The sequence below is a fragment of the Pseudomonas sp. TH21 genome (assembly GCF_016651025.1).
GTDB lineage: Bacteria > Pseudomonadota > Gammaproteobacteria > Pseudomonadales > Pseudomonadaceae > Aquipseudomonas > Aquipseudomonas aylmerensis.
Genome location: NZ_JAEKEQ010000001.1, coordinates 5059824 through 5084898, shown reverse-complemented (window position 1 = coordinate 5084898; position 25075 = coordinate 5059824). Strand labels below are relative to the sequence as shown.

The window sequence follows — 25075 nt, the reverse complement described above, 5'->3', positions numbered from 1 at the left end:
GTTGATACGAAAACTGGTTGTACTGCTGCTGATCGGTCTGTTCTCGGCGGCGTTGCTGTTGGGGTTTTCCGCCTGGAAACTCGATTCCACCCTGAAGCAGCCCTTGAACCTGACCCAGGAGCAATTGCTTGATGTGCCGGCCGGGGCGACGCCCACCGGTACGTTCAATCGCCTGGAAGCCGACGGCGTGCTCGACGGCGCCTTCTGGTTGCGCCTGTACTGGCGCTTTAACCTTGATGGTCAGCCCTTGCACAGTGGCGAATACCGCATGACCCCGGGCATGACCGCACAGGGCCTGATCGGCCTGTGGCAGCGTGGCGAAGTCGTGCAATACAGCCTGACCCTGGTCGAAGGCTGGAATTTCCGCCAGGTACGCCTCGCCCTGGCCAAGCATGAAAAGATCGTGCAGACCCTCGCGGGCCTGACTGACAGTGAAGTGATGGAGAAGCTCGGTCACCCTGGCGTATTCCCTGAGGGGCGGTTCTTCCCGGACACCTACCGCTTCGTGCGCGGCATGACCGATGTCGAATTCCTGAAAAAAGCCTACAACCGCCTCGACGACGTACTCGCCCAGGAGTGGAGCAAACGCGCCGCCGATGCGCCGTACACTGACCCTTATCAAGCGCTGATCATGGCCTCCCTGGTGGAGAAAGAGACCGGCGTGCCCGAGGAGCGCGGCCAGATTGCCGGCGTGTTCGTGCGGCGCATGAAGATCGGCATGCTGCTGCAGACCGACCCCACCGTGATCTACGGCCTGGGCGAGCGCTACAACGGCAAGTTGACCCGTGCACACCTCAAGGAAGCCAACCCCTACAACACCTACATGGTGGCTGGCCTGCCGCCGACACCGATCGCCATGGTCGGCCGCGAAGCGATCCATGCGGCGCTGAACCCGGTCCCGGGCAGCAGCCTGTATTTCGTCGCCCGGGGTGATGGCAGTCATGTTTTCTCCGACAACCTGGATGCGCATAATGCCGCCGTGCGCGAGTTCCAGCTCAAGCGCCGGGCCGATTACCGCTCCAGCCCGGCACCGGTCGTGAACCCTGCGCAAGACGCAGCACCATCGGCCGAAGCCCCGGCTGAAAAGCCAGCTGAGCCTGCGCCGGACACCGCCGCACCGCAAAGCCCGCAATGACTCTGACTAAGGACTGCCCGTGACTGGCTTGTTTATTACCCTGGAAGGCCCCGAAGGCGCCGGCAAAAGCACCAACCGCGATTACCTGGCCGAGCGTTTGCGCGCCGAGGGCATCGAGGTAGTGTTGACCCGCGAGCCCGGTGGCACACCGCTGGCAGAGCGCATCCGTGAAGTGTTGCTGGCCCCGGGCGAGGAACAGATGAATGCGGATACCGAGTTGCTGTTGGTGTTTGCTGCGCGCGCGCAGCACCTGTCCGAAGTGATCCGCCCCGCCCTGGCGCGCGGTGCCGTGGTGATTTGCGACCGCTTCACCGACTCCACTTATGCCTACCAGGGCGGTGGTCGCGGCTTGTCCCTGGAGCGCATCGCCACCCTGGAAACCTTCGTTCAAGGCGACTTGCGCCCTGACCTGACGCTGGTCTTCGACCTGCCGGTGGAAGTCGGCCTGGCCCGCGCCAGTGCGCGCGGTCGCCTGGACCGTTTTGAGCTCGAAGGCCAAGCCTTCTTCGACGCCGTACGCACGGCGTTCCTCAAGCGCGCCAAGGCTGAGCCTGCGCGTTACTACCTGCTGGATGCTGCGCAGCCGCTGGCCCAGGTGCAGCAAGCCATCGATGCCCTGTTGCCGAACCTGCTGGAGCGCGCCCGTGGCTGAAGCCTATCCGTGGCAGGACAGCCTCTGGCAACAACTGGCCGGCCGTGCCCAGCACGCCCACGCCTACCTGCTGCACGGGCCGGCGGGGATCGGTAAGCGTGATTTGGCCGAGCGACTCATGGCCAGCCTGCTGTGCCAGCGTCCGGTCAACCTGCAGGCTTGCGGTGAGTGCAAGTCCTGCCTGTTGCTCAAGGCCGGCAGCCACCCGGATAACTACCTGCTCGAACCCGAGGAAGCCGACAAGGCGATCAAGGTCGACCAGGTGCGTGACCTCGTCAGCTTCGTGGTGCAAACCGCGCAGATGGGCGGGCGCAAGGTGGTACTGATCGAGCCGGTGGAGGCGATGAACATCAACGCCGCCAACGCCTTGCTCAAGAGCCTCGAAGAGCCGTCCGGCGATACTGTGTTGCTGCTGGTGAGTCACCAGTCCAGCCGCTTGTTGCCGACTATCCGCAGCCGTTGCGTGCAGCAGGCATGCCCGTTGCCGAGCGAAGCCATGAGCCTGCAGTGGCTGGCCAAGGCGCTGCCGGAGTGCTCCGAGGAGGAGCGGGTCGAATTGCTCACCCTGGCGGCTGGCTCACCGCTGGCGGCTGTGAAGCTGCAGGCCCAGGGCGTGCGTGAGCAACGCGCGCTGGTGGTCGACGGCGTGAAGAAGCTGCTCAAGCAAGAGCTGTCTGCCACGCAGTTGGCCGAAAGCGCCTGGAAGGACATCCCCCTGCTTTTGCTGTTCGACTGGTTCTGCGATTGGTCGAGCCTGATCCTGCGCTACCAGCTGACCCAGGATGAAAGCGGCCTGGGCCTGCCGGACATGCGCAAGGTGGTGCAGTACCTCGCGCAGAAAAGTGCGCAGGACAAGGTGCTGAACATCCAGGATTGGATCCTCGCCCAGCGCCAGAAAGTGCTCGGCAAGGCCAACCTCAACCGTGTCCTGCTGCTCGAAGCGCTGCTGGTGCAGTGGGTCGGCTTGCTGGGCCGGCGTTAATTTCGGTGGCCGACGGGTGTATCGTTGGCCAGACACTTTCGCGACTCAAGTTGTAGATTCCTATGCTCGTAGACTCCCATTGCCACCTCGATCGCCTCGACCTTGCCCAGCACGGTGGCTCCCTTGATGCTGCGCTTGAAGCGGCTCGCCAGCGTGGGGTAGGGCACTTCCTGTGCATCGGCGTCAGCGCCGAGAATGCCGCCGACGTCAAGGCCCTGGCCGAGCGCTACGCCGATGTGGACTGTTCGGTGGGTATCCACCCGCTGGACCTCAAGCCCGGTGAAGCCCCGGCTCTCGACTGGCTGCTGGGCGAACTCAACCACCCGCGTGTGGTAGCGATTGGCGAAACCGGCCTGGACTACCACTACGAGCCCGAAGCCGCCGACCTGCAGCAGGCCTCCTTTCGCCTGCACCTGCAAGCTGCCCAGCAGACCGGCAAGCCGGTGATCGTCCACACGCGTGGCGCGCGTGCCGACACCCTGACGTTGCTGCGCGAGGCCGCGTTGCCCCAGGCCGGCGTGCTGCATTGCTTTACCGAAGATTGGGACATGGCCAAGGCGGCCCTGGACCTGGGCTTCTACATTTCCCTGTCGGGCATCGTCACTTTCCGCAATGCCGACGCCCTGCGCGACGTGGCACGCCAGGTGCCGGCCGACCGCCTGCTGGTGGAAACCGATTCGCCATACCTGGCGCCCATTCCTCATCGCGGCAAACCGAACCTGCCGGAATACGTACGGGATGTCGCGGATTACCTGGCCATGCTGCGGGGTGAGTCTTACGAGCGCTTTGCACAGCAGACCACCGACAACTTCAAGCGCCTGTTCCCGTTGGCCCACGTCGCCGGCTGACAGGCTCAAATCGCAGGCAAAAAAAACCCGGGTTCTGGGGGGTGAATCCGGGTTAAGACCATTAGGAGTAAAACAAGGGCACACAGTCCGTCGGTACCCAGGTCGGCGCGTCACTTGGGGGAGATGTCACGCCGACAGTTCAAGTATTGATCAGTATCCCATTCAGTCCAGTCGCATCTGATCGTTTTTTAAACAGATTTGGAATACGCGCGCTTCGCTTGAGTTCTCATTGGCTGGGTGCACGTGGATAGTTGTTGCGTATTATTTCTGACTGAAATCAAAGGAAACGTTGGCGCGCCGAAACTAAAGTGTGCGGCGGGTTCACATAGACGTTGCCCAACGACCGTTCAGTCGGGATAATCCCTCGCACTGGGTAAATCGTATCGCCGCGTATCCGTGGCCCTGCGCAACCCTCCCTATTCCGACCTCTGCAGACCTCTTCCTCATGCACAAAGAACCCCGTAAGGTCCGAGAGTTTCGCCGCCGTGAGCAGGAAATTCTCGACACCGCACTCAAGTTGTTCCTCGAACAGGGTGAAGACAGCGTCACCGTCGAGATGATCGCGGATGCCGTCGGTATCGGCAAAGGCACGATCTACAAGCACTTCAAGTCCAAGGCCGAGATCTACCTGCGCCTGATGCTCGACTACGAGCGTGATTTGAACGAGCTGCTGCATTCGGCCGATGTCGACAAGGACAAGGAGGCGCTGTCCCGCGCCTACTTCGAGTTCCGCATGCGTGACCCGCAGCGCTACCGCCTGTTTGATCGCCTGGAAGAGAAAGTGGTCAAGGGCCATCAGGTGCCGGAGATGGTCGAGGAACTGCACAAGATCCGCGCCTCGAACTTCGAACGCCTGACCCTGCTGATCAAGGGCCGCATCAGCGAAGGCAAGCTGGAAGACGTACCGCCGTATTTCCACTACTGCGCGGCCTGGGCCCTGGTGCACGGCGCCGTGGCGCTGTATCACTCGCCGTTCTGGAGTAATGTGCTGGAAGATCAGGAAGGCTTCTTCCAGTTCCTGATGGACATTGGCGTGCGCATGGGCAACAAACGCAAGCACAGCGCCGAGCTGCCACAGGCGCCTGCCGAAACGCCTGCCACCTGATAGTTGCTGTCGGGCGCAGTACCCCAGGAATATACTCAGGCAAGGACCTTGCTAAAAGCTGATTTATAGGTCAGCTTTTAGCGCGCCCGATTCATCCTCTGCCGGAGTGATCCATGATCGTTGATCGTCAAGGCAGGCGTTTTCGCAATTTGCGGATCAGCCTGACCTCAGCCTGCAATTACGCGTGTACTTACTGCGTGCCAAACGGCAAGCGGCTGGTGGCTGCCCAGGACGAACTCTCGGCCGAGGCCATGGCTCGTGGCGTGGCCTATCTGATCGAGGCGGCGGGGATCGAACGCCTTCGCATCACCGGCGGCGAGCCGTTGGTCAGCCCCAAGCTGGAAGCCTTCATGGGCGCTGTCGGCGGGATGGGGCTCAGTGATATCAGCCTGACCACCAATGGCCAGTTGCTCGCGCGCAAACTGCCGCTGCTGGTGGACGCCGGTATTCGGCGCATCAACGTCTCCCTCGATACCCTGGATGCCGACGCTTTTCGCAGCATCGCGCGTGGCGGTGACCTGGCCACTGTGCTTGATGGCATGGACCAGGCCCGCGCCGCCGGGATCAAGATCAAGGTCAATATGGTGCCCCTGCGCGGCCAGAACCTCGATCAGGTGATGCCGTTGCTCGATTACTGCCTGGAGCGAGGCTACGAGTTGCGCTTTATCGAGTTGATGCGCATGGGCCACCTGGCCAAGGACTCGAATGCATTCCTGCAGCAATTCGTCAGCCTGCAGCAATTGCTCAGCCTGATCGGCGAGCAGTATGAATACCTGCAAGCCAACGCCCCGGTCGATGCCACGGCAGTGCGCTACGAAGTGCCGGGCAAAGGCTTCTTTGGCGTCATCGCGAATGAAAGCGTGCCGTTCTGCCGTACGTGTTCGCGGCTGCGGCTGTCGTCCACCGGCTGGTTGCACGGTTGCCTGTCGTCGAGCAACCGTCACTACGTCGGTGACCTGTTGGATCAACCCCGCCATCAGGCACTGCCGGCCTTGCAGGGCCTGTTGATGAAGGCGTTGGGTGACAAGCAGGAAGTCGCGTTCTCGGGCGGCGCCACCATCATGAAGATCATCGGCGGCTAGCCCAGGCTGGCGCAGAACCCTGTGGGCGCGGGCTTGCTCGCGCATTCGGTGGGCCGGTCCAAGGAAATATCGACTGATCCGCCGCATGTGCGAGCAAGCCGCTCCCCCATTTGCTTTGCGCCGCTTGCGAGTGGCCTGGATTCTGCATCTCGTGCCCATTCGCCGGTTTTCCGTCACCGGCTTCTGGAGGATTAGGATGCGTAACCTGGTTTTGTTGCTGGCGTCGTTGACGCTGAGTGGTTGCATGACCGTCAGCGATATGGCCGAAGGCACCCGCTATCAGATGAGCGACGCCGGGTTGCTCGACCACAGCGATACCCGCCGGACCGCCTCGGTTCGCATACAGCCGGATTCCTTTGTATTTATCGCCCAGGGTGCCTTCGTGCCACCGGGCAGCGCGTACCCGCGACCTAACGTGGTCGCCGAGGAAGCCTTCAACGGCTTCGTCGAATACTTCCCCATGGTGCGTCGTGCACGTCAGCCCGAAGGCCTCGAACAAGCCATGGCCGAAGCCCGTGCGGCCGGCGCGCACTACCTGTTGTACTGCCGGTTTGCCGCGGCGGATGACCGTATCGGCAATGCCGATGAGTGGACCGACCAGCAGGCCCTCGACCGCGTAGGCTTGGACAGCGGCGTAATCCAGATCATGTTGATCGAGACCAGCACCCAGTATTTGATTGATACTGCACGCATTCGCAGTCGTGGCGGTTTACTGACGTTCCACGACAACAAGCCAGAAGACCTGATTGCCCGCCCGCTGGCGCAGTACGCCCGCGGCCTGCTGGGAATGAGCGATCAGTAAGACACAGGAGACCCCCATGACCGATTCCGCCAAGGCCAATGATCTGTTGGCCCAACTGCCCAAGGGCAAGGGACCGGCGCCGGTGCATCTGTGGAACCCGGATTTCTGCGGCGACATCGATATGCGCATCGCCCGCGATGGCACCTGGTTCTACCAGGGCACGCCTATCGGGCGTAAGCCGATGGTCAAGTTGTTCTCCAACATCATCCGCCGCGATGGCGATGATTATTTCCTGGTCACCCCGGTGGAAAAGGTCGGCATCCGTGTCGATGACGCGCCGTTTGTGGCCGTGACCCTGGACGTGCAGGGGCAGGGCGACAGCCAGGTGCTGCGCTTTACTACCAACGTCGATGAACTGATCGACGCCGGGCTTGAGCACCCTCTGCGGGTGGTCATCGACCCCGTCACCCAGGAACCTGCGCCGTATGTGCGGGTGCGCACCAACCTCGAAGCCCTGGTGCATCGCAACGTGTTCTACCAACTGGTGGAGCTGGCGGTGAGCCGTCCGATCAACGGTCAGAACTGGCTGGGCGTGTGGAGCGACGGGGTGTTTTTCCCGATTGGCCTGGAGCCCTGAGGGCGTTTTTCCCTTCCCCCTGAAATAATTCGCTTGCTGTGATCGGGCGGTTTCGGTTATCAATTTGTACATGATTAGACATGTTCGATTTGATAAGAAAAAACGCGTCGTCGACGAACTCATCCGCCGTATCGAGGGTGGGGTGATGGCCGACGGTTTCCTGCTGCCGGGCGAGCATCAATTGGCCGAGGAGTTTGCGGTCAGCCGAGGCACTCTGCGCGAAGCCCTGGCCGAACTCAAGCGGCGCAATTACATCGCGACCCAGAGCGGCGTCGGTTCCATCGTCACCTTTGACGGCATGGTGCTCGACCAGCGCAGCGGTTGGGCCCAGGCGTTGGCTGACACCGGCGCGCTGGTGACCACCGACATCCTGCGCCTGGAAGCGGTCACCCGCCCGGACCTGCTCAGCCGTTTCGGCACTGACCAATTCATCGCCCTCGACCGCCGTCGGCGTACCACCGATGGCACAGCCGTGTCGCTGGAGCGCTCGCTGATGCCTGCTGCCGGTGGCCTCGACAGCCTGCCGCGTGTGGGGCTGATCGACAACTCCCTGACCATCACCCTGGCCGCCTACGGCTATGTGGGCGCCGAAGGTGACCAGTGGATCGGCGCCGAGCCCTTGAGCGATGAAGACGCCGAGTTGCTCGGCCGTCCAGCCGGCAGCGTGTTTCTCAAGGCCTCGCGTACCACTTATGACCGTCGCGAACGCTTCATGGAGTACGTCGAAAGTTTGCTCGACCCTCTGCACTTTCGCCTGCACCTGCAGTTCGGAGCGTCGAAATGACCCAGCAAAATCGCGCCCTCGGCGCTTTCTACGGTCTGGCGTTGGGTGATGCCCTGGGCATGCCCACCCAATCCTTGAGCCGCGAGCAGGTCCGCGCGCGTTTCGGAGCCATTACCGGCCTGGAAGACGCCGACGCCGATCAGCCCATTGCCCCCAACATGCCGGCCGGCTCCATCACCGATGACACCGAGCAGGCGATCCTGGTCGGCGAGTTGCTGGTCGAAGGGCAGGGCAGCATCGAGCCGACCGTGCTCGCGCAACGCCTGATCGACTGGGAAGCGGTGATGCGTGCCAAGGGCTCGCAGGATCTGCTCGGGCCGTCCACCAAACGCGCCATCGACATGATCCTCGCCGGCCATACCCCGGAAGAATCCGGGCGCTATGGCACCACCAACGGCGCAGCGATGCGCATCACGCCGGTGGGCATTGCCGCCGATGTCAGTGACCCGGTGCAGTTTATCCAGGCGGTGATCCAGGCGTGCCAGGTGACCCATAACACCACGCTGGGCATCTCCAGCGCGGCGGCAGTCGCGGCGGTAGTCTCGGCAGGCATCAATGGCGTGGACCTCGGTGAAGCGCTGAACATCGGCACGCAGATCGCCCAGCAGGCGGAAAGCCATGGTCACTGGGTGGCTGGTGGACGGATTTCCACGCGCATCAGTTGGGCGCGAACCCTGAGCGTCGGCAGCGGCGACAAGGCCCTGTTTGCCGAGCTGCTGTATGAATTGATCGGCACCTCTGTCGCTTCCCAGGAGTCCGTGGTGGTGTCGTTTGCCCTCGCCCAGCAAGTGGCGGTGGGTGAGTTGGATGCCTTCGAGGCGCTGTGCCTGGCCGCCAGCCTTGGCGGAGACACCGACACCATCGCCGCGATCCTCGGCGCCATGCTCGGCGCCTGTCTGGGCCTGCAGTGCTGGCCTGAAGCGATGATCGAACAGGTCAAGCAGGTCAATGGCCTGGATTTGCAGCCGTTGGTCGCGGGGCTGCTTACATTGCGCTGAACCCTGTAGGCGTGCCCCCCGGCTCTTACATAGGTCGCGTCGAGTCAGGATGACCGGTTAAAGCTTTGATTCTCTGCCACAACCACAACAATACAGGCACCAGGAGCACCCCTCATGAGCAGCACTTCTTCCGGCCAAAGTGCCGGGCAACTGGAAACACGTGGTATCGAACCGGTCCCTGAAGGCGAGTGCAACGGCCATCCGCTGCAACTGTTCTGGGTGTGGTTCGCGGCCAATATCAGCATCCTCGGCTTGCCGCTGGGCGCGACCCTGGTAGCGTTTCGCGGCCTGGCGATCTGGCAGGCGATCATCGTCGCGATCCTCGGCGCCGCCGGCTCTTTCGCGGTGGTGGGCATTATCTCGATTGCCGGCCGACGTGGCCGTGCGCCGAGCCTGACGCTGTCCCGCGCAATCTTCGGGGTACGCGGCAACATCGGGCCGACGCTGGTCTCGCTGATGTCGCGCCTGGGCTGGGAAACCGTCAACACCACCACCGCCGCCTTCGTGTTGCTGTCGTTGTGTTCGATCCTGTTTGGCTCGCCGGTCGAGGCCAAGAGCGCGCCGCTGCTGACGCTGATCTTCATCGCCATTTTCGTGCTGCTGACCCTGTCCGTTTCCGGCCTCGGCCACGCGACCTTGCTGGTGATCCAGAAGTGGTCGACCTACGTGTTCGGGGCATTGAACATCCTGGTCGGCGGTTTCCTCTGCGCCACCATCGACTGGAGCGCGGTGTTCAACGCCACCCCGGCGCCGTTGAGCGCGATGATCATCGGTATCGGCACCATGGCGGCGGGTACCGGTATCGGTTGGGCCAACGCCGGTGCCGACATGTCGCGCTACCAGCACCGCAGCGTCAAGGCCGTGCGCCTGGTGGCGTCCGCGGCGTTCGGTGCGGGCATTCCGCTGGTGCTGCTGATTACCCTCGGCGGCCTGCTGTCGGTGGGCAACAACGACCTGGCGTCGGCAACTGACCCGATCATCGCGATCCGCGACATGCTGCCGACCTGGATGGCTGTGCCGTACCTGATCACCGCCTTCGGTGGGCTGCTGCTGTCGAACAACTTGTCGGTGTACTCGGCCGGCCTCACCACCTTGACCCTCGGCTTGAAGGTCAAGCGTGTGCACGCGGTGATCGTCGATATCGTGGCGATCTTCGCCGGCTCCATCTACTTCATGCTGATCGCCGACAGTTTCTACGGCCCGTTCATCACCTTCATCTCATTGCTCGCGGTACCGATCACCGCGTGGGTCGGGATCTTCGTGGTCGACCTGATCCACCGTCACTACTACAGCCCCAAGGACCTGCTCGACGTCAGCCCCAGCAGCGCCTATTGGTACCGTGGCGGGGTTGAGTGGCGTGCGTTTGGCGCCTGGGCCGTGGCGATCGTGCTGGGCTTCAGCTTCACCACCATCGGCACCACTGCCGAAAACATTTGGTTCGCCGGGCCGTTGTCCGACTCCTGGCTGGGCCACAACGGCCTGGGCTGGATCGTCACCTTCCTGGTGGCCGGCGGGATTTATGCGCTGCTGGGCGGCGCGGCTGACCGTCGTCCAGCTTTAGTCGAGAGTCACAATGTCTAGATTGCTGCACACCGGCCAGGTCATCGTTGACCTGGTCATGGCCCTCGACACCCTGCCCGCGACCGGCGGCGACGTGCTGGCGCAGTCGGCCAGCTTCGAAGCCGGCGGTGGTTTCAACGTGATGGCCGCCGCGCGCCGCAATGGGTTGCCGGTGGTGTACCTCGGGCGCCATGGCCGCGGGCGCTTTGGTGACCTGGCCCGTGCGGCCATGCAGGCCGAAGGCGTGGAAATCGCCCAGGCGGCCAGTGACGACAAGGACACCGGCCTGTGTGTGTCGCTGACCGAAGCCACCACCGAGCGCACCTTCATTTCCCATATCGGCGCTGAAGGCGACTTGACGGCCGAGGACTTGGCAGGCGTCGTGCCACGGGCAGACGACTATGTGTACGTCAGCGGCTACAGCCTGTTGCTCGAGGGCAAGGCGCAGGCGTTGCTCGATTGGCTGCTGGCGCTGCCGCGCGCTATACCCGTGGTGTTCGACCCGGGCCCCTTGGTCAAGGCGCCGGACTCGGCGTTGATGGTTGCCTTGCTGCCGCGTATCGATATCTGGACCAGCAACGGCCCGGAGGCGCTCGCGTTTACCGGTGCCACGACGCTCGCCGATGCGCTGCTCGCACTCACTCGACATTTGCCTGCCGAGGCCTTGTTGGTGGTGCGTGACGGTCCGCAGGGTTGCTGGGTCAGTCGTCGGGGCGAGGCTGAGCATGTGCCGGGTTTCAAGGTCCAGGCGGTCGACAGCAACGGTGCGGGCGATGCCCATGCCGGGGTGTTCCTGGCCGGTTTGGCCAGCGGCCTGCAACCGGCCCTGGCAGCACGTCGCGCCAACGCCGCCGCGGCTCTGGCGGTCACGCGCTGGGGCCCGGCGACTTCGCCAGGGGCTGCCGAAGTGGACGCGTTGTTGGCAGAATAGGGGCACTCAGTACGGAGCCGTCCCATGACCCAGAACATCTACGACACGCCGGCCTTCTTCGAGGGCTACAGCAAAATGAGCCGCTCGGTGGAGGGCCTCGCCGGCGCGCCGGAGTGGCCCGCCTTGCAGGCCTTGCTGCCGCCGATGTCCGGTTTGAACATGGTTGATCTGGGCTGCGGTTATGGCTGGTTCAGTCGCTGGGCCCAGGAGCAGGGCGCCGCACAGGTGCTTGGCCTGGATGTGTCGCACAAGATGCTGGCGCGGGCCCGGGCGATGACCTCGGCGCCGACCGTCACCTACGCCATCGCCGACCTGGAACAACTCGATCTGCCGGCGGGCACATTCGATTTGGCCTACAGCTCCTTGGCGTTCCATTACATCGTCGACCTAAAGCGATTGTTCCAGACCCTCCATCAAGCGCTGGTGCCGGGTGGGCGGCTGGTGTTTTCCATCGAGCACCCGATCTTCATGGCGCCGCGCAACCCAGGCTGGCAGGTCGATGCTCAGGGTCGCAAAAGCTGGCCGGTGGACAGTTACCAATTAGAGGGGCCACGGGTGACGAATTGGTTGGCCGAGGGCGTGATCAAGCAGCACCGTACCTTGGGCACGTTGCTCAATCTGCTGATCCAGACGGGGTTCACGCTGAGCCATGTGCAGGAGTGGGGGCCGAGCGAAGCCGACCTCAAGGCCCTGCCAGCGTTGGCAGAAGAGCAAGAGCGTCCGATGATGCTGCTGGTCTCGGCGCATCGCTGATTGGCGACACCGCGCAAAATATGTGGGCGAGTGGTGGCGAGGGAGCTTGCTACGGTTCGACAGCGCAGCCGGAGCAAACTCCCTCGCCACAGCCCAGAATGGGTGTTGAAATGTTCGGAAGACTGGCGTCAGCCAGCCTTTCGCAGCGCTTCAATCAGTTGATCCTTGCGCATGCTCGAGCGGCCCGGAATGGCCCTGGCCCGCGCTTCCTGCAGCAAGCTCTGCTTGGTTTGCGTCGCCAATGAGGCCCGGCTGTTGCGCGCATGGCCGTCACGGCTGGCCACGGCGCGCTTGGCCGAATCGCTGCGGGCCTGGGACTTTTCCTGCGGGGCTTTACGCTGACCCGAGCCACCGGCCTTTTCGCCACCGCCAGACTGCTTGTTGACGGTAGCCCAGGCGCGGGCCTCAGCTTCATCCTTGGCTACGCCCTGGTGCTCGTAACTCTGTTCGATACGGGCAGCTTTGCGCTTCTGTGCGGCGGTGTATTTGGCTTTGCTTCCTAGAGGCATTGCGATACTCCCACTGGCCCTGTCGCCAGGGCCAGGCCAGACAAAATGGATTACTGAGGGCCTTCACTTTCAAGCTTGCGGGCCTCGTCGACACCGGAGGCGGTCAGCTTGATCGGCAGGTTCAACGAGTATTCACCGGCGTCGTCGGTGGTCACATGCCCATCCTTGATCAGCCCGCGGTCCTGGAGGAACGCCAAGACACTGGCCACCACCTTTTCGCCGCGGTAGTTATCCAGCACCTCCTTGCCCAGGCCGTTCGGGTGGGCGTGCAACAGGCGGGTGAGGACTTCTTTTTCAAGGTTTCTATCGACGTTCATGCGTACCTCTTCACTGGGAAATGATCGGGTGTTGGTGTTGCTATCGATCCATCAAGGCGCAGGCTGTTTCGGCGCGCCAGGCACGTTCGAGTCGTCGCCTTTGTTGATGTTGGGTTGATTGATCGCGGGGCCCATCTTGCCATTGCCGACGGCGGCCGGAGCCTGGCGTTGGGTGTCGTTGCCCTGGGTGCGCGGGTCTGCGCCTGGCTGGATGATCGCGCCGCCGTTGGTGTCCATGCCGGTGCCCATCGAGTCCTGGGATTCCTGGGTGGCAGGGTTTGGCGAGCTGCCGGCCGGGTCAGTCTTGCCGGTGGACGAGGTGGCAGCGAAGGCGCCCAGCGATGTGGCAGACAAAAGGCCGGTGAGGGCGAGGGCGGCAAACTTGGAATTCTTCATGAGGGTGTCTCCATATGATTAATGTCCTTACCCTCTATTGGTCCGCCCGGCTTCGGCGTTCGTGCCTTGATGGCGACGAACGGTATTAGCCCACCTGTAAGATTTTGTGTGCCGAAAGCCTGCGCGCGATCAGGCGGGCCACGGTGATCATCCAGTTCAGTGCGGCGATAGCCAGCACGCAGAGCATCAGGGTCGACAGGCCGTACTCGACGATGATCTTGCCCGCCAGCAGCGGAAAGCCAAACACGCCGACAAAGTACCCGAGGCTGAACAACAGCAGGGCCTGGGACGTGGTGCCGGGCGGTGCTTCATTGGCCACCAGCCCGTTGATCACCGAGTACGTCAGGCCGTAACCCACGCCCAACGTGGCAGCCGCGAGCAGGTAGCTGAGGTTGCCGCTCACCCCAAAAGCAAACAGAGCGATCGACCCGAGCATCAACCCGGACAACACGCAGGCGGCGCGGTAGGCGTCGCGCTTGACCACGAAGCCGGCGATCAACAGGCGGCTGGTAATGGCGGCACTCAGGAACCCGCCGAAGAACAGCGAATAGTCCAGGCCATGCGCGGCTGCGTAGCTGGTCTGGAACGATGAAAGCCCACCAAATACGCACCCTCCCAAGCCGACCATCAGGATGGCGAACGCCGCCCTGGAAGACAGCACTCTGCGGCTGGCAGCCCAGGAAATACGTGCGGCTGGCACGTTCGCGTGATGCTTGAGCCGAGCGCCCATACGCCAGAACATCACCACACCGGCGAGGCTGGCCAGCCCGGCAATATAGAACGCGCTGGTCAGGGGCAGGTCCAGCGCGCTGGCGGCCCGCCCGAGCAGGGGGCCGGAGCCGATCCCACTCAGCATGCTGCCCGACAGCAGCGCAAAGTACTTGGCTCGCTGCCGTGGTTCTACCAGCAAGGTCACGATGATCGGCCCCAGTGTGTAGAACACGCCCCAACCCAATCCCAGGGCCAGCCCGCACACCATCAAGCCTTGGCCAAACCCGGGCACCAGGGCAAAACCCAGGCACGCCACCACCAGCAACACGCCCATCCCGGCAATCGCCCGGGCCGCGCCCAGCGCATCGGCCAAATGCCCGGAGAGCACCACGGCCACGAAGGTGCTGAGCATCGCCATGGAAATCACGCTGCCGGCATCATGGTCGTTGCCGCCGCGCGCGTGAATCAGCAGCGACAGCAAAAACGTCGAACCGTAGGACAGGGACAGCAGGAAGCTGGCAAGGCAGAACAGCGCGAAAGTCTTCGCGCCCACCGGCGGAGTGGCGTGCATGGGCAAGTCTCGAATCGTTGGCGTTATGCCGACTGTTTACCATGGGCGGCCACGGCGATTGTTCTGTGGTTGGTGGTGCTCGGATCACTGCGCGACGGAGTAAAGCACCCGCACCCTCTCGAAATTGCACTGCAACTCGTCATGAAAGCGTCTTAGTATGTGTGCTTTGAAATTGCCCAAGGCTCGCCCATGACCATCGAGATTCGCCCCGCCGTGCCCAGCGATGCTGCGCAGATCCTGGCTTTCATCACCGAGCTTGCCGAGTACGAGAAGGCCCGGCATGAAGTGATCGCCAGTGTCGCGGACATCGAGCGCAGTCTGTTCAGCGAGGGCGCGACCGCCCATGGCCTGATCTGCTTGCGGGACGGCTTGCCGATCGGTTTTGCCGTGTTCTTTTTCAGTTACTCCACGTGGCTGGGCAGCAACTGCCTGTACCTCGAAGACCTGTACATCAACCCCGAGCAACGCGGCGGCGGCGCCGGCAAGAAGCTCTTGCGGCATTTGGCCAAGATCGCTTGCGACAACGGCTGCGGCCGTTTCGAGTGGAGCGTGCTGGACTGGAACGAGCCGGCGATTGCCTTCTACAAATCCATCGGCGCCCAGCCGCAGGAAGAGTGGGTTCGCTACCGCATGGAAGGCGATGCGCTGCGCGACTTTGCCCTCGGCTAGTCCCCCAGCCTGTAGACACTGAAGATCAACAGGTGGGAGCGGGCTTGCTTGCGAATGCGCTGGATCAGTCAACTCATGTGTGACTGGCCACGGCATTCGCAAGCAAGCCTGCTCCCACATTTTTTTGATTTTTGCTCACTATGTGGGATGCAAATTTATATATTGAGATATTTCAAAAGATGGGTTTATAGTCGCCTGCATCAGCACTCACTACCAAAAATAAAACAGGTGAAGCGATGCAGCCCCAACCGTTGTCGTTACCCGCTGTGCCCGAGCCCACCTATGGTGAACGGCTGAAGAACAAGGTGGTGATCATCACGGGCGCCGCCCAGGGCATTGGCGAGGCGATCGTCGCCTGTTTCCAGGCCCAGCAGGCGCGCCTGGTGATTGCCGATATCCAGGGCGACAAGGTCGAGAAAGTCGCCGCCCATTGGCGCGAACGTGGCGCTGAGATCGTCGCGCAACCCGTCGATATCACCTCCAAGACGCAGTGGCAGGCGTTGGTCAATGTCGCCATCGAACGCTTCGGTCGCGTCGATGTGCTGGTCAACTGCGCCGGGGTCAACGTATTCCGCGACCCGCTGGAGATGACCGACGAGGACTGGCGCCGCTGCTTCGCCATCGACCTCGACGGCGCCTGGTACGGCTGCCGTTCGGTGCTGCCGCACATGATTGAGCAGGGCATCGGCAACATCATCAACATCGCCTCCACCCATTCCAGCCACATCATTCCCGGTTGTTTCCCTTACCCGGTGGCCAAGCATGGCCTGCTCGGCCTCACCCGCGCGCTCGGCATCGAATACGCGCCCAAGGGCATCCGCGTGAATGCCATCGCGCCGGGCTACATCGAAACCCAGCTCAACGTCGACTACTGGAACGGTTTCCCCGACCCCCACGCCGAACGCCAGCGTGCGTTCGACCTGCACCCGCCCAAGCGCATCGGCCAGCCGATCGAAGTGGCGATGACCGCATTGTTCCTGGCGACTGACGAGGCGCCTTTCATCAATGCGACCTGCCTGATGATCGATGGCGGGCGGTCCGTGATGTACCACGACTAGAACTTGTAACGCTCAATAACAACAAGAGGTGGCTCATGTTCAAGAAGACACTAGGCACTCTGGCGCTCGCGATGGCGTTCAGCAGCGTGGCACTCGCCGAAGAAGTGAAGATCGGCTTCCTGGTCAAGCAGGCCGAAGAACCCTGGTTCCAGACCGAATGGGCCTTCGCCGAAAAGGCCGGCAAGGACCAGGGTTTCACCGTGATCAAGATCGCGGTGCCCGACGGTGAGAAGACCCTGTCGGCCATCGACACCCTCGCGGCCAACGGCGCCAAGGGCTTTGTGATCTGCCCGCCGGACGTGTCCCTTGGCCCGGCGATCATGGCCAAGGCCAAGCTCAATAACCTCAAGGTGCTGGCGGTCGACGACCGTTTCGTCGACGCCAAGGGCAAGCCTATGGAAGACGTGCCCTACGTCGGCCTGGACGCTTACAAGATCGGCCAGAAACAAGGCGAAGCCATGGCCACCGAAGCGAAAAAACGCGGCTGGGACTGGAAAGAAACCTACGCCGTGATCAACACCTTCGATGAGCTGGAAACCGGCAAGAAACGCACCGACGGCTCGGTGGAAGGCCTCAAGGCGGCGGGCCTGCCGGCTGACCATATCCTCTTCAGTGCGCAGAAAACCCTCGACGTCCCCGGCAGCATGGACGCCACCAACTCGGCGCTGGTGAAGCTGCCCAGTGGTGCGAAAAACCTGCTGATCGGCGGCATGAATGACAGCACCGTGCTGGGCGGCGTGCGCGCCACTGAAAGCGCCGGCTTCAAGGCGGCCAACGTGATCGGTGTCGGCATCAACGGTACCGATGCAATCGAGGAATTGAAGAAATCCAATACCGGTTTCTACGGCTCGATGCTGCTGAGCCCGGATGCCTCGGGCTACAAAACCGCCAGCGCGATGTTCGAGTGGGTCACCAAAGGCACCGAGCCTGCCAAGTTCACCGCCCTGGACAATGTCACCCTGATCACCCGCGACAATTTCAAGCAAGAGTTGAGCAAAATCGGGCTGTGGAAATGAGCGGCGCGGCCCTGCGTTTCAATGGCATCGGCAAGGAGTTTCCCGGTGTGAAAGCCCTGGCGCAGATCAGCTTTGAAGCGCGGCCGCATTCGGTACATGCGCTGATGGGCGAGAACGGCGCCGGCAAGTCGACCCTGCTGAAGATTCTCGGCGGCGCCTACCTGCCGAGCAGCGGCACGCTGCAGATCGGCGAGCAGACCATGGACTTCAAATCCGCCGCCGACAGCATCGCCAACGGCGTCGCGGTGATCCACCAGGAACTGCACCTGGTGCCGGAAATGACGGTGGCCGAGAACCTGTTCCTCGGGCATTTGCCGACGCGTTTTGGCGTGGTCAATCGCGGGCTGTTGCGCCAGCAGGCGCTGACCTGCCTCAAGGGCCTGGCCGATGAGATCGACCCCGACGAAAAGCTCGGGCGGCTGTCCCTCGGGCAGCGCCAACTGGTGGAAATCGCCAAGGCGCTGTCGCGAGGTGCGCATGTGATTGCTTTCGACGAGCCGACCAGCAGCCTGTCCGCCCGCGAGATCGACCGCTTGATGGCGATCATCACGCGGCTGCGCGACGAGGGCAAAGTGGTGCTCTACGTGTCCCATCGCATGGAAGAAGTGTTCCGCATCTGCAACGCCGTCACGGTGTTCAAGGATGGTCGCTACGTGCGCACCTTCGAGGACATGAGCACGCTGACCCACGACCAACTGGTGACCTGCATGGTCGGCCGCGACATCCAGGACATCTATGACTATCGCCCGCGCGAGCAGGGCGAGGTGGCGCTGAAGGTAGAGGGGCTGCTCGGCCCGGGCCTGCGTGAGGCGGTCAGCCTGCAAGTGCACAAGGGCGAGATCCTCGGGCTGTTTGGCCTGGTCGGTGCCGGGCGGACCGAGCTGTTCCGGTTGCTCAGCGGGTTGGAGCGCGCGACCGCCGGCCACCTGGAATTGAACGGGCAGGCGCTGCCCTTGCGCTCGCCCCGCGATGCCATCGCCGCTGGCGTGTTGCTGTGCCCGGAGGACCGCAAGAAGGAGGGCATCATTCCGCTGTCCAGCGTCGCCGAGAACATCAACATCAGTGCGCGTGGTGCGCATGCCACGTTTGGCTGGCTGCTGCGCGACGGCTGGGAGAAGGGCAACGCCGACAAGCAGATCAAGGCGATGAAGGTCAAGACGCCGAACGCCGAGCAGAAAATCATGTACCTGTCGGGGGGCAACCAGCAGAAGGCCATTCTCGGCCGCTGGCTGTCGATGCCGATGAAAGTACTGCTGCTGGACGAGCCGACGCGTGGCATCGATATCGGCGCCAAGTCGGAGATCTACCAGATCATCCACAACCTCGCCGCCAGCGGCATCGCGGTGATCGTGGTGTCCAGCGACCTGATGGAAGTGATGGGCATCTCCGACCGCATCCTGGTGATGAGCGAAGGCGCCCTGACCGGCGAACTGACCCGCGATCAAGCGGATGAAGCACGGCTGCTGCAACTGGCGCTCCCGCGTTCGCGGGCTTGAAGAATAAGAGGGTTTGGCTATGTCTCAGGTAAAAACTGCAAAGGGCTTCTGGCCGGGTTTCAACCAGCGCAAGTTTCTCGATGACTGGGTGATGCTGCTGGCGGCACTCAGCATCTTTGTGCTCAGCGCGTTGTTTATCGACAACTTCCTCTCGCCGCTGAACATGCGCGGCCTGGGCCTGGCGATTTCCACCGTGGGCATCGCGGCGTGCACCATGTTGTTCTGCCTGGCGTCGGGGCACTTCGACTTGTCGGTGGGCTCGGTGATCGCCTGCGCCGGCGTGGTGGCGGGGATCGTGATCCGCGACACCGACAGCGTGGTGCTCGGTGTGTCCGCCGCCCTGGCCATGGGCCTGGTGGTGGGGCTGATCAACGGTATCGTCATCGCCAAGCTGCGCATCAACGCGTTGATCGCGACCCTGGCGACCATGCAGATTGTGCGCGGCCTGGCCTACATCTTCTCCAACGGCAAGGCCGTCGGGGTGATGGACGAAGGCTTCTTCGTGTTCGGCAACGGCCAACTGATGGGCGTGCCGGTGCCGATCATCATCACCGTGCTGTGCTTTGTGTTCTTCGGCTGGTTGCTCAACTACACCACCTACGGGCGCAACACCATGGCGATTGGTGGCAACCAGGAAGCGGCGCTGCTGGCCGGGGTGAACGTCGACCGCACCAAGATCATCATCTTTGCCGTGCACGGTTTGATCGGCGCGCTGGCCGGTGTGATCCTGGCCTCGCGCATGACCTCGGGCCAACCGATGATCGGCCAGGGTTTCGAGCTGACGGTGATCTCGGCCTGCGTCCTGGGCGGGGTCTCGTTGAGCGGTGGTATCGGCATGATCCGTCATGTGATTGCCGGGGTGCTGATCCTGGCGATCATCGAGAACGCGATGAACCTGAAGAACATCGACACCTTCTACCAGTACGTGATCCGTGGTTCGATCCTGTTGCTGGCGGTGATTATCGACCGCATGAAGCAACGCTAAAGTCGTGCCCTGTGAAGATCAAAATGTGGGAGCTGGCTTGCCTGCGATAGCGGTGTGTCAGCCTGCACATTTACTGGCTGACACGCCCTCATCGCAGGCAAGCCAGCTCCCACAGTGGATCTCCTCTGTTCAGGAGGGCTGCATTTGCCATAATGGCGCCGTTTTCGTACCACCACATAGGCCCGATATGCAGGAAAACGCCCACACTCCCGTCAAAGACGCTGCGCCTACCGGCACCCAGACCCTGCTGCGTGGCCTGGGCGTGGTACAGGCGGTGGCGGCCGGTGCGCGGGATCTGAAAGAGATCGCCAAGCGCATCGGCACCACCCGCAGTACCACGCACCGGCTGGCCAGTTGCCTGGTGGAAGAGCGCTACCTGCGCGTGGTGCCGCAGGTCGGTTACCTGCTGGGGCCGAAGTTGATCGAGCTGGGGTTCCAGGCTCGCGAAGAGTTGCCGCTGGTGACCCTGGCCATCCCGTATCTGGATGAGCTGTCGGCGCTGACCGGCGACACCATCCACCTGGCCATTCGCGAATACGATGACGTGCTCTACCTGCACAAGAATCCAGGCCGCAACGGTCCGGAAATGCGCTCGCGGGTGGGCCATCGCATGCCTTTGGCGCGTACCGGTGTGGGCAAGGCGATGTTGCTGGATGACACCGCGCAGGAATGGCAGCGGCTGTACGAAGCCAGCCTGCCGGCGGGAGGCAAGAGCCTGCAATGGCCGCAGCACCCGGAACAAACCTGGGCGCAGTTCGAGCAGCGCATGCATGAATACGTGGTGGGGGGATACGCGTTCGATCTGGAAGACAACGAACCGTCGATCCGTTGCGTGGCGGCACCGGTGCGCGATGCCAGCCGGCGAATCGTCGCCGGCATCAGCATCGCCAGTACCGTGCCCTACATGCCGCTGGAGAAAATGGCCGAGCTGATCCCTGTGATCAAACAGGTCGCGGCCCGGCTTTCCGCGGAGTTGGGCGCAAAGGCCTGATCAGGCCTTCAGGGTCGCCATGTCGATGACAAAGCGGTACTTCACATCACCGGCGATCATGCGGGCGTAAGCCTCATTGATCTGGCGGATGTCGAGCATTTCGATGTCGCAGGTGATGCCATGCTCGGCGCAGAAATCCAGGACTTCCTGGGTTTCGGCAATGCCACCAATCAACGAACCGGCCAGCACTTTACGCCCCAGCACCAGCTTGGCCGCATTCACCGGCGGGTCTACCGGCTCGATCAGGCCGACCAGGATGTGCACGCCGTCAAAGCGCAGTACATCGAGGTAGGGGTTGAGGTCGTGTTGTACCGGGATGGTGTCCAGCAGGAAGTCGAAGCTGCCGGCGGCGGCCTTCATCTGCTCGGCATCGGTGGACACGATCACGTGATCGGCGCCCTGGCGACGGCCTTCTTCAGCCTTGCTCGCCGAACGGGTGAACAAGGTCACTTCCGCGCCCATGGCCTTGGCAAACTTGATGCCCATATGGCCCAGGCCACCCATGCCCAGCACGCCGACTTTATCGCCGGCCTTGACGCCGTAGTGCTTGAGCGGCGAGTAGGTGGTGATGCCGGCGCAGAGGATCGGCGCGGCGCTGGCGAGGTCGAGCTTGGCTGGAATCTTGACCACGAAGTGCTCGCTGACCACGATGCTGTCGGAGTAGCCGCCCATGGTGTTGCTGCCGTCGACGCGGTCGGGGGTGGCGTAGGTCATGGTCGGGCCTTCGAGGCAGTATTGCTCCAGGTCCGATTTGCACGCGTCGCAGTGGCGGCAGGAGTCGACCATGCAGCCTACGCCGACCAGGTCGCCGACTTTGTGCGCGGTGACGCTGGCGCCGACGGCGGTGACTTTGCCCACAATCTCGTGGCCCGGCATCAGTGGGTATACGGCGATGCCCCACTCGTTGCGTGCCTGGTGGATGTCGGAGTGGCAGACGCCGCAGTAGAGAATCTCGATGGCCACGTCATCGGCACGTGGGCTGCGACGTTCAAACGACATGGGGGCGAGGGGAGTGGTGGCCGACTGGGCGGCATAACCGATAGCGGTGTACATGGGGAAACCTCGCAAAAGCTTGGACTGGGGAGGTGGCGCATTCTGCGCGCCGACCCCGGGTGCGACCATGGCAAATGCTCCGAGTCTCATGCCTAAAGCTCCGGAGGAGCAGCTAAAAGCGGCAAGCTGCAAGCGGCACGCTATAAACTGCGAGCTTTCTTGCAGCCTGTGGCTTGAAGCCAGCTGGCCTGCACCAAGACGTATCTTTGCGAGAGCTGCTTTTATGTTGTTGACCCGCCATCTCGATGCCAACGCCACGCTGGTTTCCTTGATTGAGGGGCTCACGCCCTGCGACGGTTTCTCCCCGACCCACTTGCCCGGCGTGCAGGTCTTGCGCGCCAGTTGCGACGTGGCGCGCGGGCCGCAGATCTATGAGCCGAGCCTGATGTTCGTGGCGCAGGGCAGCAAGGTCGCCTACCTGGGCCCGCGCACGCTGGAGTACGGCGCCGGTCACTACCTGATCCAGGCGATGCCGGTACCGTTCGAATGCGAGACCTTTGCCATGGCGCCCGACGCCCCGTTGTACGGGGTGACAGTGGGCATCGATCGGGTGGTATTGGGTGAGTTGGTCATGGCCATGGGCATGCAGGCCGGGCCGCCGCCGACGGCGCAGACCCTGGAATCGATGAGCTCTGTGGTGCTCGACGATGCGATGCGCGGCTGCGTCGAGCGGCTGTTGCAGTGCCTGCACGATCCGCTGGAAAGCCGGATCATGGGCCCGGCGCGGGTGCGCGAATTGTTGTTCACCGCCTTGCGCGGGCCCCAGGCCGATGTACTGCGCGCACTGGTGGAACAGCAGGGGCAGTTTTCGCGGATCGCTACCTCGTTGAATCACCTGCATGCCCATTACGCCGAGCCGCTGAATATCGAGACATTGGCGGGGTATGCGCACATGAGTGCGTCGACGTTCCATGAGCATTTCAAGCGCTGCACCTTGTTGTCGCCGGTGCAATACCTGAAACGGCTGCGCCTGCTCAAGGCCCAGCAGTTGCTGCTGGTCGAAGGCATGGGCGTGGCGCAGGCGGCGCATAACGTGGGATACCAGAGCACGTCGCAGTTCAGTCGCGAGTACAAGCGCTACTTTTTGCGCAACCCCGGTGAAGAGCGGGCTGCATAATTCCATCAGGCACAACAGCGTAAATGTGGGAGCGGGCTTGCTCGCGAATACGCTGGGTCAGTTAACACATTCCTCAACAGACAGACCGCCTTCGCGAGCAAGCCCGCTCCCACATTTGACCGAGGTGAGTGGCTTTTTTCGGGCCACAAAAAAAGGCTCCCGATTGGGAGCCTTGTTTGTTCAAGCGACGGACTTACATGTTCGGGTAAGTCGGCCCGCCTGCGCCTTCCGGCGTGACCCAGGTGATGTTCTGCGAAGGGTCCTTGATGTCACAGGTCTTGCAGTGCACGCAGTTCTGGGCGTTGATCTGGAAGCGTTTTTCGCCGTCTTCCTTGGTCACCACTTCATACACGCCGGCCGGGCAGTAACGCTGTGCCGGTTCATCGTAGAGCGGCAGGTTGGTGCCGATCGGGATGCTCGCGTCTTTGAGCTTCAAGTGGCACGGCTGTTCTTCTTCGTGGTTGGTCCCGGAGATGAACACCGAGCTCAACTTGTCGAAGCTCAGCTTGCCGTCGGGTTTCGGGTAGTCGATCTTCTTGCTGTCCTTCGCGAGCTTGAGGCAGGCGTAGTCCGGCTTGGTGTCGTGCAGGGTGAACGGCATCTTGCCGCCGAGGATGTTCTGGTCGAACCAGTTGAAGCCGGCGCCGATGATCGGACCGAACTTGTGCATCGCCGGGCCGAAATTGCGGCTGGCGAACAGCTCTTCGTAGAGCCAGCTGGACTTGAAGCTGTCGACGTAGGCGGTCAGTTCATCACCGCCTTCGGACTCGGCAAACAGGCGGTCGGCCACGGCGTCGGCGGCGAGCATGCCGGACTTCATCGCCGTGTGGCTGCCTTTGATCTTGGCGAAGTTCAGGGTGCCGAGGTCGCAGCCGATCAGCGCGCCACCTTTGAAGACCATCTTCGGCAGCGAGTTCAGGCCGCCTTTGCAGATGGCGCGGGCGCCGTAGCTGATGCGCTTGCCGCCTTCCAGGTACTGCGCCAGCACCGGGTGATGCTTGAGGCGCTGGAACTCGTCGAACGGCGACAGGAAGGTGTTGCTGTAGGACAGGTCGACGATCAGGCCGACGACCACCTGGTTGTTTTCCAGGTGATAAAGGAACGAGCCACCGGTGTTCTCGGCGCTCATGATGTCCAGCGGCCAACCGGCGGTGTGCACCACCAGGCCTGGCTGATGCTTGGCCGGGTCGATTTCCCAGATTTCCTTCAGGCCGATGCCGTAGTGCTGGGCGTCGGCGTCGCTGTCCAGGTTGAAACGCTGGATCAGTTGCTTGCCGATGTGGCCACGGCAACCTTCGGCGAACAGCGTGTACTTGCCACGCAGTTCCATGCCGGGGGTGTACAGGCCTTCTTTCGGATTGCCTTCGCGGTCGACGCCGAGGTCACCGGTGATGATCCCGCGGACCACGCCGTTTTCGTCGAACAGTGCTTCCTGGGCGGCGAAGCCTGGGTAGATTTCCACGCCCAGGTTCTCGGCCTGCTGGGCCAGCCAGCGGCACAGGTTGCCCAGGGAGATGATGTAGTTGCCTTCGTTGTGCATGGTCTTGGGCACAAAGAAGTCAGGCACCTTGGTGGAGGCGTCGGGGCTGCGCAGTACATAGATGTCATCGCGCACCACCGGGGTGTTGAGCGGGGCGCCGAGGGCTTTCCAGTCCGGGAACAGTTCGTTCAGCGCGCGGGGTTCAAACACGGCACCGGAGAGGATGTGGGCGCCGACTTCGGAGCCTTTCTCGACCACGCAGACGCTGATTTCCTTACCGGCTTCGGCGGCCTTCTGCTTCAGTCGGCAGGCGGCAGACAGTCCCGCCGGGCCAGCGCCGACGATGACCACGTCGAATTCCATGTATTCGCGTTCCACAGGCTATCTCCTACTCAAGGCTCAACAGGCTTTTTTTTCTAATGGGTGGAGGTTCGGTGTCGTATCCATCATCACTGTGCCAAATGGCAGGGGATGACCCACCTTTCTCTCTAGGTGGC

At 62.6% G+C, this 25075-nt stretch carries 26 protein-coding genes; 20 read left to right on the top strand and 6 right to left on the bottom strand.

The features are described 5' to 3' along the window. The first annotated feature begins 1 nt into the window (after position 1). From mltG to JFU04_RS22340, 13 genes are all read left to right on the top strand, one after another. A complete protein-coding gene (gene mltG / locus JFU04_RS22400) occupies positions 2-1135 on the top strand; it encodes an endolytic transglycosylase MltG (protein ID WP_120449540.1) in 1134 nt (377 codons plus the stop codon). Positions 1136-1154: 19 nt separating this feature from the next. Further along, positions 1155-1787, top strand: coding sequence for a dTMP kinase (gene tmk / locus JFU04_RS22395; RefSeq protein ID WP_065909293.1), 633 nt, complete (start codon positions 1155-1157; stop codon positions 1785-1787). Then, positions 1780-2769 carry a DNA polymerase III subunit delta' gene (locus tag JFU04_RS22390; RefSeq protein WP_065909296.1) on the top strand — a complete coding sequence of 330 codons (990 nt, stop codon included), beginning with the start codon at positions 1780-1782 and terminating at the stop codon, positions 2767-2769. The genes tmk and JFU04_RS22390 overlap by 8 nt, the downstream gene beginning before the upstream one ends. A gap of 62 nt (positions 2770-2831) precedes the next feature. Continuing rightward, positions 2832-3617, top strand: coding sequence for a TatD family hydrolase (locus JFU04_RS22385; protein WP_201145729.1), 786 nt, complete (start codon positions 2832-2834; stop codon positions 3615-3617). Between the two features lie 445 nt (positions 3618-4062). Beyond that, positions 4063-4722, top strand: coding sequence for a TetR/AcrR family transcriptional regulator (locus tag JFU04_RS22380; RefSeq protein ID WP_065909300.1), 660 nt, complete (start codon positions 4063-4065; stop codon positions 4720-4722). 113 nt (positions 4723-4835) lie between these two features. Next, a complete protein-coding gene (locus JFU04_RS22375; protein ID WP_065909301.1) occupies positions 4836-5804 on the top strand; it encodes a GTP 3',8-cyclase MoaA in 969 nt (322 codons plus the stop codon). A 196-nt stretch (positions 5805-6000) separates the two neighbouring features. After that, complete coding sequence (locus tag JFU04_RS22370; RefSeq protein ID WP_065909302.1) at positions 6001-6606, top strand: DUF4823 domain-containing protein; 606 nt, start codon at positions 6001-6003, stop codon at positions 6604-6606. A gap of 16 nt (positions 6607-6622) precedes the next feature. Further along, a complete protein-coding gene (locus tag JFU04_RS22365) occupies positions 6623-7183 on the top strand; it encodes a DUF1285 domain-containing protein (protein WP_065909304.1) in 561 nt (186 codons plus the stop codon). A 70-nt stretch (positions 7184-7253) separates the two neighbouring features. Then, positions 7254-7967, top strand: coding sequence for a GntR family transcriptional regulator (locus JFU04_RS22360; RefSeq protein ID WP_106802865.1), 714 nt, complete (start codon positions 7254-7256; stop codon positions 7965-7967). Further along, the gene (locus JFU04_RS22355; RefSeq protein ID WP_201145728.1) at positions 7964-8965 is read left to right on the top strand and encodes an ADP-ribosylglycohydrolase family protein; all 1002 of its coding nucleotides are present in this window, start codon (positions 7964-7966) and stop codon (positions 8963-8965) included. Before JFU04_RS22360 ends, JFU04_RS22355 begins: the two co-directional genes overlap by 4 nt. A 114-nt stretch (positions 8966-9079) precedes the next feature. Next, positions 9080-10546, top strand: coding sequence for a purine-cytosine permease family protein (locus tag JFU04_RS22350; protein ID WP_065909313.1), 1467 nt, complete (start codon positions 9080-9082; stop codon positions 10544-10546). Continuing rightward, positions 10539-11456, top strand: a complete 918-nt coding sequence (locus JFU04_RS22345) for a PfkB family carbohydrate kinase (protein WP_201145727.1) — start codon at positions 10539-10541, stop codon at positions 11454-11456. The genes JFU04_RS22350 and JFU04_RS22345 overlap by 8 nt, the downstream gene beginning before the upstream one ends. 24 nt (positions 11457-11480) lie before the next feature. Then, entirely contained in the window at positions 11481-12209 is a 729-nt protein-coding gene (locus JFU04_RS22340; protein WP_201145726.1) for a class I SAM-dependent methyltransferase, read from the top strand. 128 nt (positions 12210-12337) lie between these two features. Here JFU04_RS22340 and JFU04_RS22335 read toward each other — a convergent pair whose 3' ends face one another. The 4 genes from JFU04_RS22335 to JFU04_RS22320 all read right to left on the bottom strand — a co-directional run bounded on the left by JFU04_RS22335 (position 12338) and on the right by JFU04_RS22320 (position 14713). Continuing rightward, positions 12338-12718 (bottom strand): termination factor Rho, encoded by a 381-nt coding sequence (locus tag JFU04_RS22335; RefSeq protein WP_201145725.1) that lies wholly within the window; start codon positions 12716-12718, stop codon positions 12338-12340. A gap of 50 nt (positions 12719-12768) precedes the next feature. Next, a complete protein-coding gene (locus JFU04_RS22330) occupies positions 12769-13035 on the bottom strand; it encodes a hypothetical protein (protein ID WP_106802870.1) in 267 nt (88 codons plus the stop codon). Positions 13036-13086: 51 nt separating this feature from the next. After that, positions 13087-13431, bottom strand: coding sequence for a hypothetical protein (locus tag JFU04_RS22325; protein ID WP_065909324.1), 345 nt, complete (start codon positions 13429-13431; stop codon positions 13087-13089). 85 nt (positions 13432-13516) lie between these two features. Next, the gene (locus tag JFU04_RS22320; RefSeq protein WP_201145724.1) at positions 13517-14713 is read right to left on the bottom strand and encodes an MFS transporter; all 1197 of its coding nucleotides are present in this window, start codon (positions 14711-14713) and stop codon (positions 13517-13519) included. A 189-nt stretch (positions 14714-14902) separates the two neighbouring features. Here JFU04_RS22320 and JFU04_RS22315 point away from each other — a divergent pair, with 189 nt between their 5' ends. The 6 genes from JFU04_RS22315 to JFU04_RS22290 all read left to right on the top strand — a co-directional run bounded on the left by JFU04_RS22315 (position 14903) and on the right by JFU04_RS22290 (position 20928). Further along, positions 14903-15382 (top strand): GNAT family N-acetyltransferase, encoded by a 480-nt coding sequence (locus JFU04_RS22315; RefSeq protein ID WP_106802872.1) that lies wholly within the window; start codon positions 14903-14905, stop codon positions 15380-15382. A gap of 236 nt (positions 15383-15618) precedes the next feature. Next, positions 15619-16440, top strand: a complete 822-nt coding sequence (locus JFU04_RS22310; protein WP_201145723.1) for an SDR family oxidoreductase — start codon at positions 15619-15621, stop codon at positions 16438-16440. A gap of 35 nt (positions 16441-16475) precedes the next feature. Further along, positions 16476-17456, top strand: a complete 981-nt coding sequence (locus JFU04_RS22305; RefSeq protein ID WP_065909335.1) for a substrate-binding domain-containing protein — start codon at positions 16476-16478, stop codon at positions 17454-17456. Next, positions 17453-18952, top strand: coding sequence for an L-arabinose ABC transporter ATP-binding protein AraG (gene araG, locus JFU04_RS22300; RefSeq protein ID WP_201145722.1), 1500 nt, complete (start codon positions 17453-17455; stop codon positions 18950-18952). The genes JFU04_RS22305 and araG overlap by 4 nt, the downstream gene beginning before the upstream one ends. A gap of 19 nt (positions 18953-18971) precedes the next feature. Beyond that, positions 18972-19937 carry an L-arabinose ABC transporter permease AraH gene (gene araH / locus JFU04_RS22295; RefSeq protein ID WP_025854166.1) on the top strand — a complete coding sequence of 322 codons (966 nt, stop codon included), beginning with the start codon at positions 18972-18974 and terminating at the stop codon, positions 19935-19937. Positions 19938-20124: 187 nt separating this feature from the next. Then, positions 20125-20928, top strand: a complete 804-nt coding sequence (locus tag JFU04_RS22290; RefSeq protein WP_065909342.1) for an IclR family transcriptional regulator — start codon at positions 20125-20127, stop codon at positions 20926-20928. Here the strand turns inward: JFU04_RS22290 and JFU04_RS22285 are convergent, their stop codons facing one another. Then, positions 20929-21981, bottom strand: coding sequence for an NAD(P)-dependent alcohol dehydrogenase (locus tag JFU04_RS22285; RefSeq protein WP_106802876.1), 1053 nt, complete (start codon positions 21979-21981; stop codon positions 20929-20931). 223 nt (positions 21982-22204) lie between these two features. On the opposite strand from JFU04_RS22285, the gene JFU04_RS22280 reads away from it, so the two are divergent. After that, complete coding sequence (locus JFU04_RS22280; protein WP_065909348.1) at positions 22205-23098, top strand: AraC family transcriptional regulator; 894 nt, start codon at positions 22205-22207, stop codon at positions 23096-23098. A 193-nt stretch (positions 23099-23291) separates the two neighbouring features. On the opposite strand, the gene JFU04_RS22275 is transcribed toward JFU04_RS22280, so the two are convergent. After that, positions 23292-24956 (bottom strand): electron transfer flavoprotein-ubiquinone oxidoreductase, encoded by a 1665-nt coding sequence (locus JFU04_RS22275; RefSeq protein ID WP_065909350.1) that lies wholly within the window; start codon positions 24954-24956, stop codon positions 23292-23294. Positions 24957-25075: the final 119 nt, after the last annotated feature.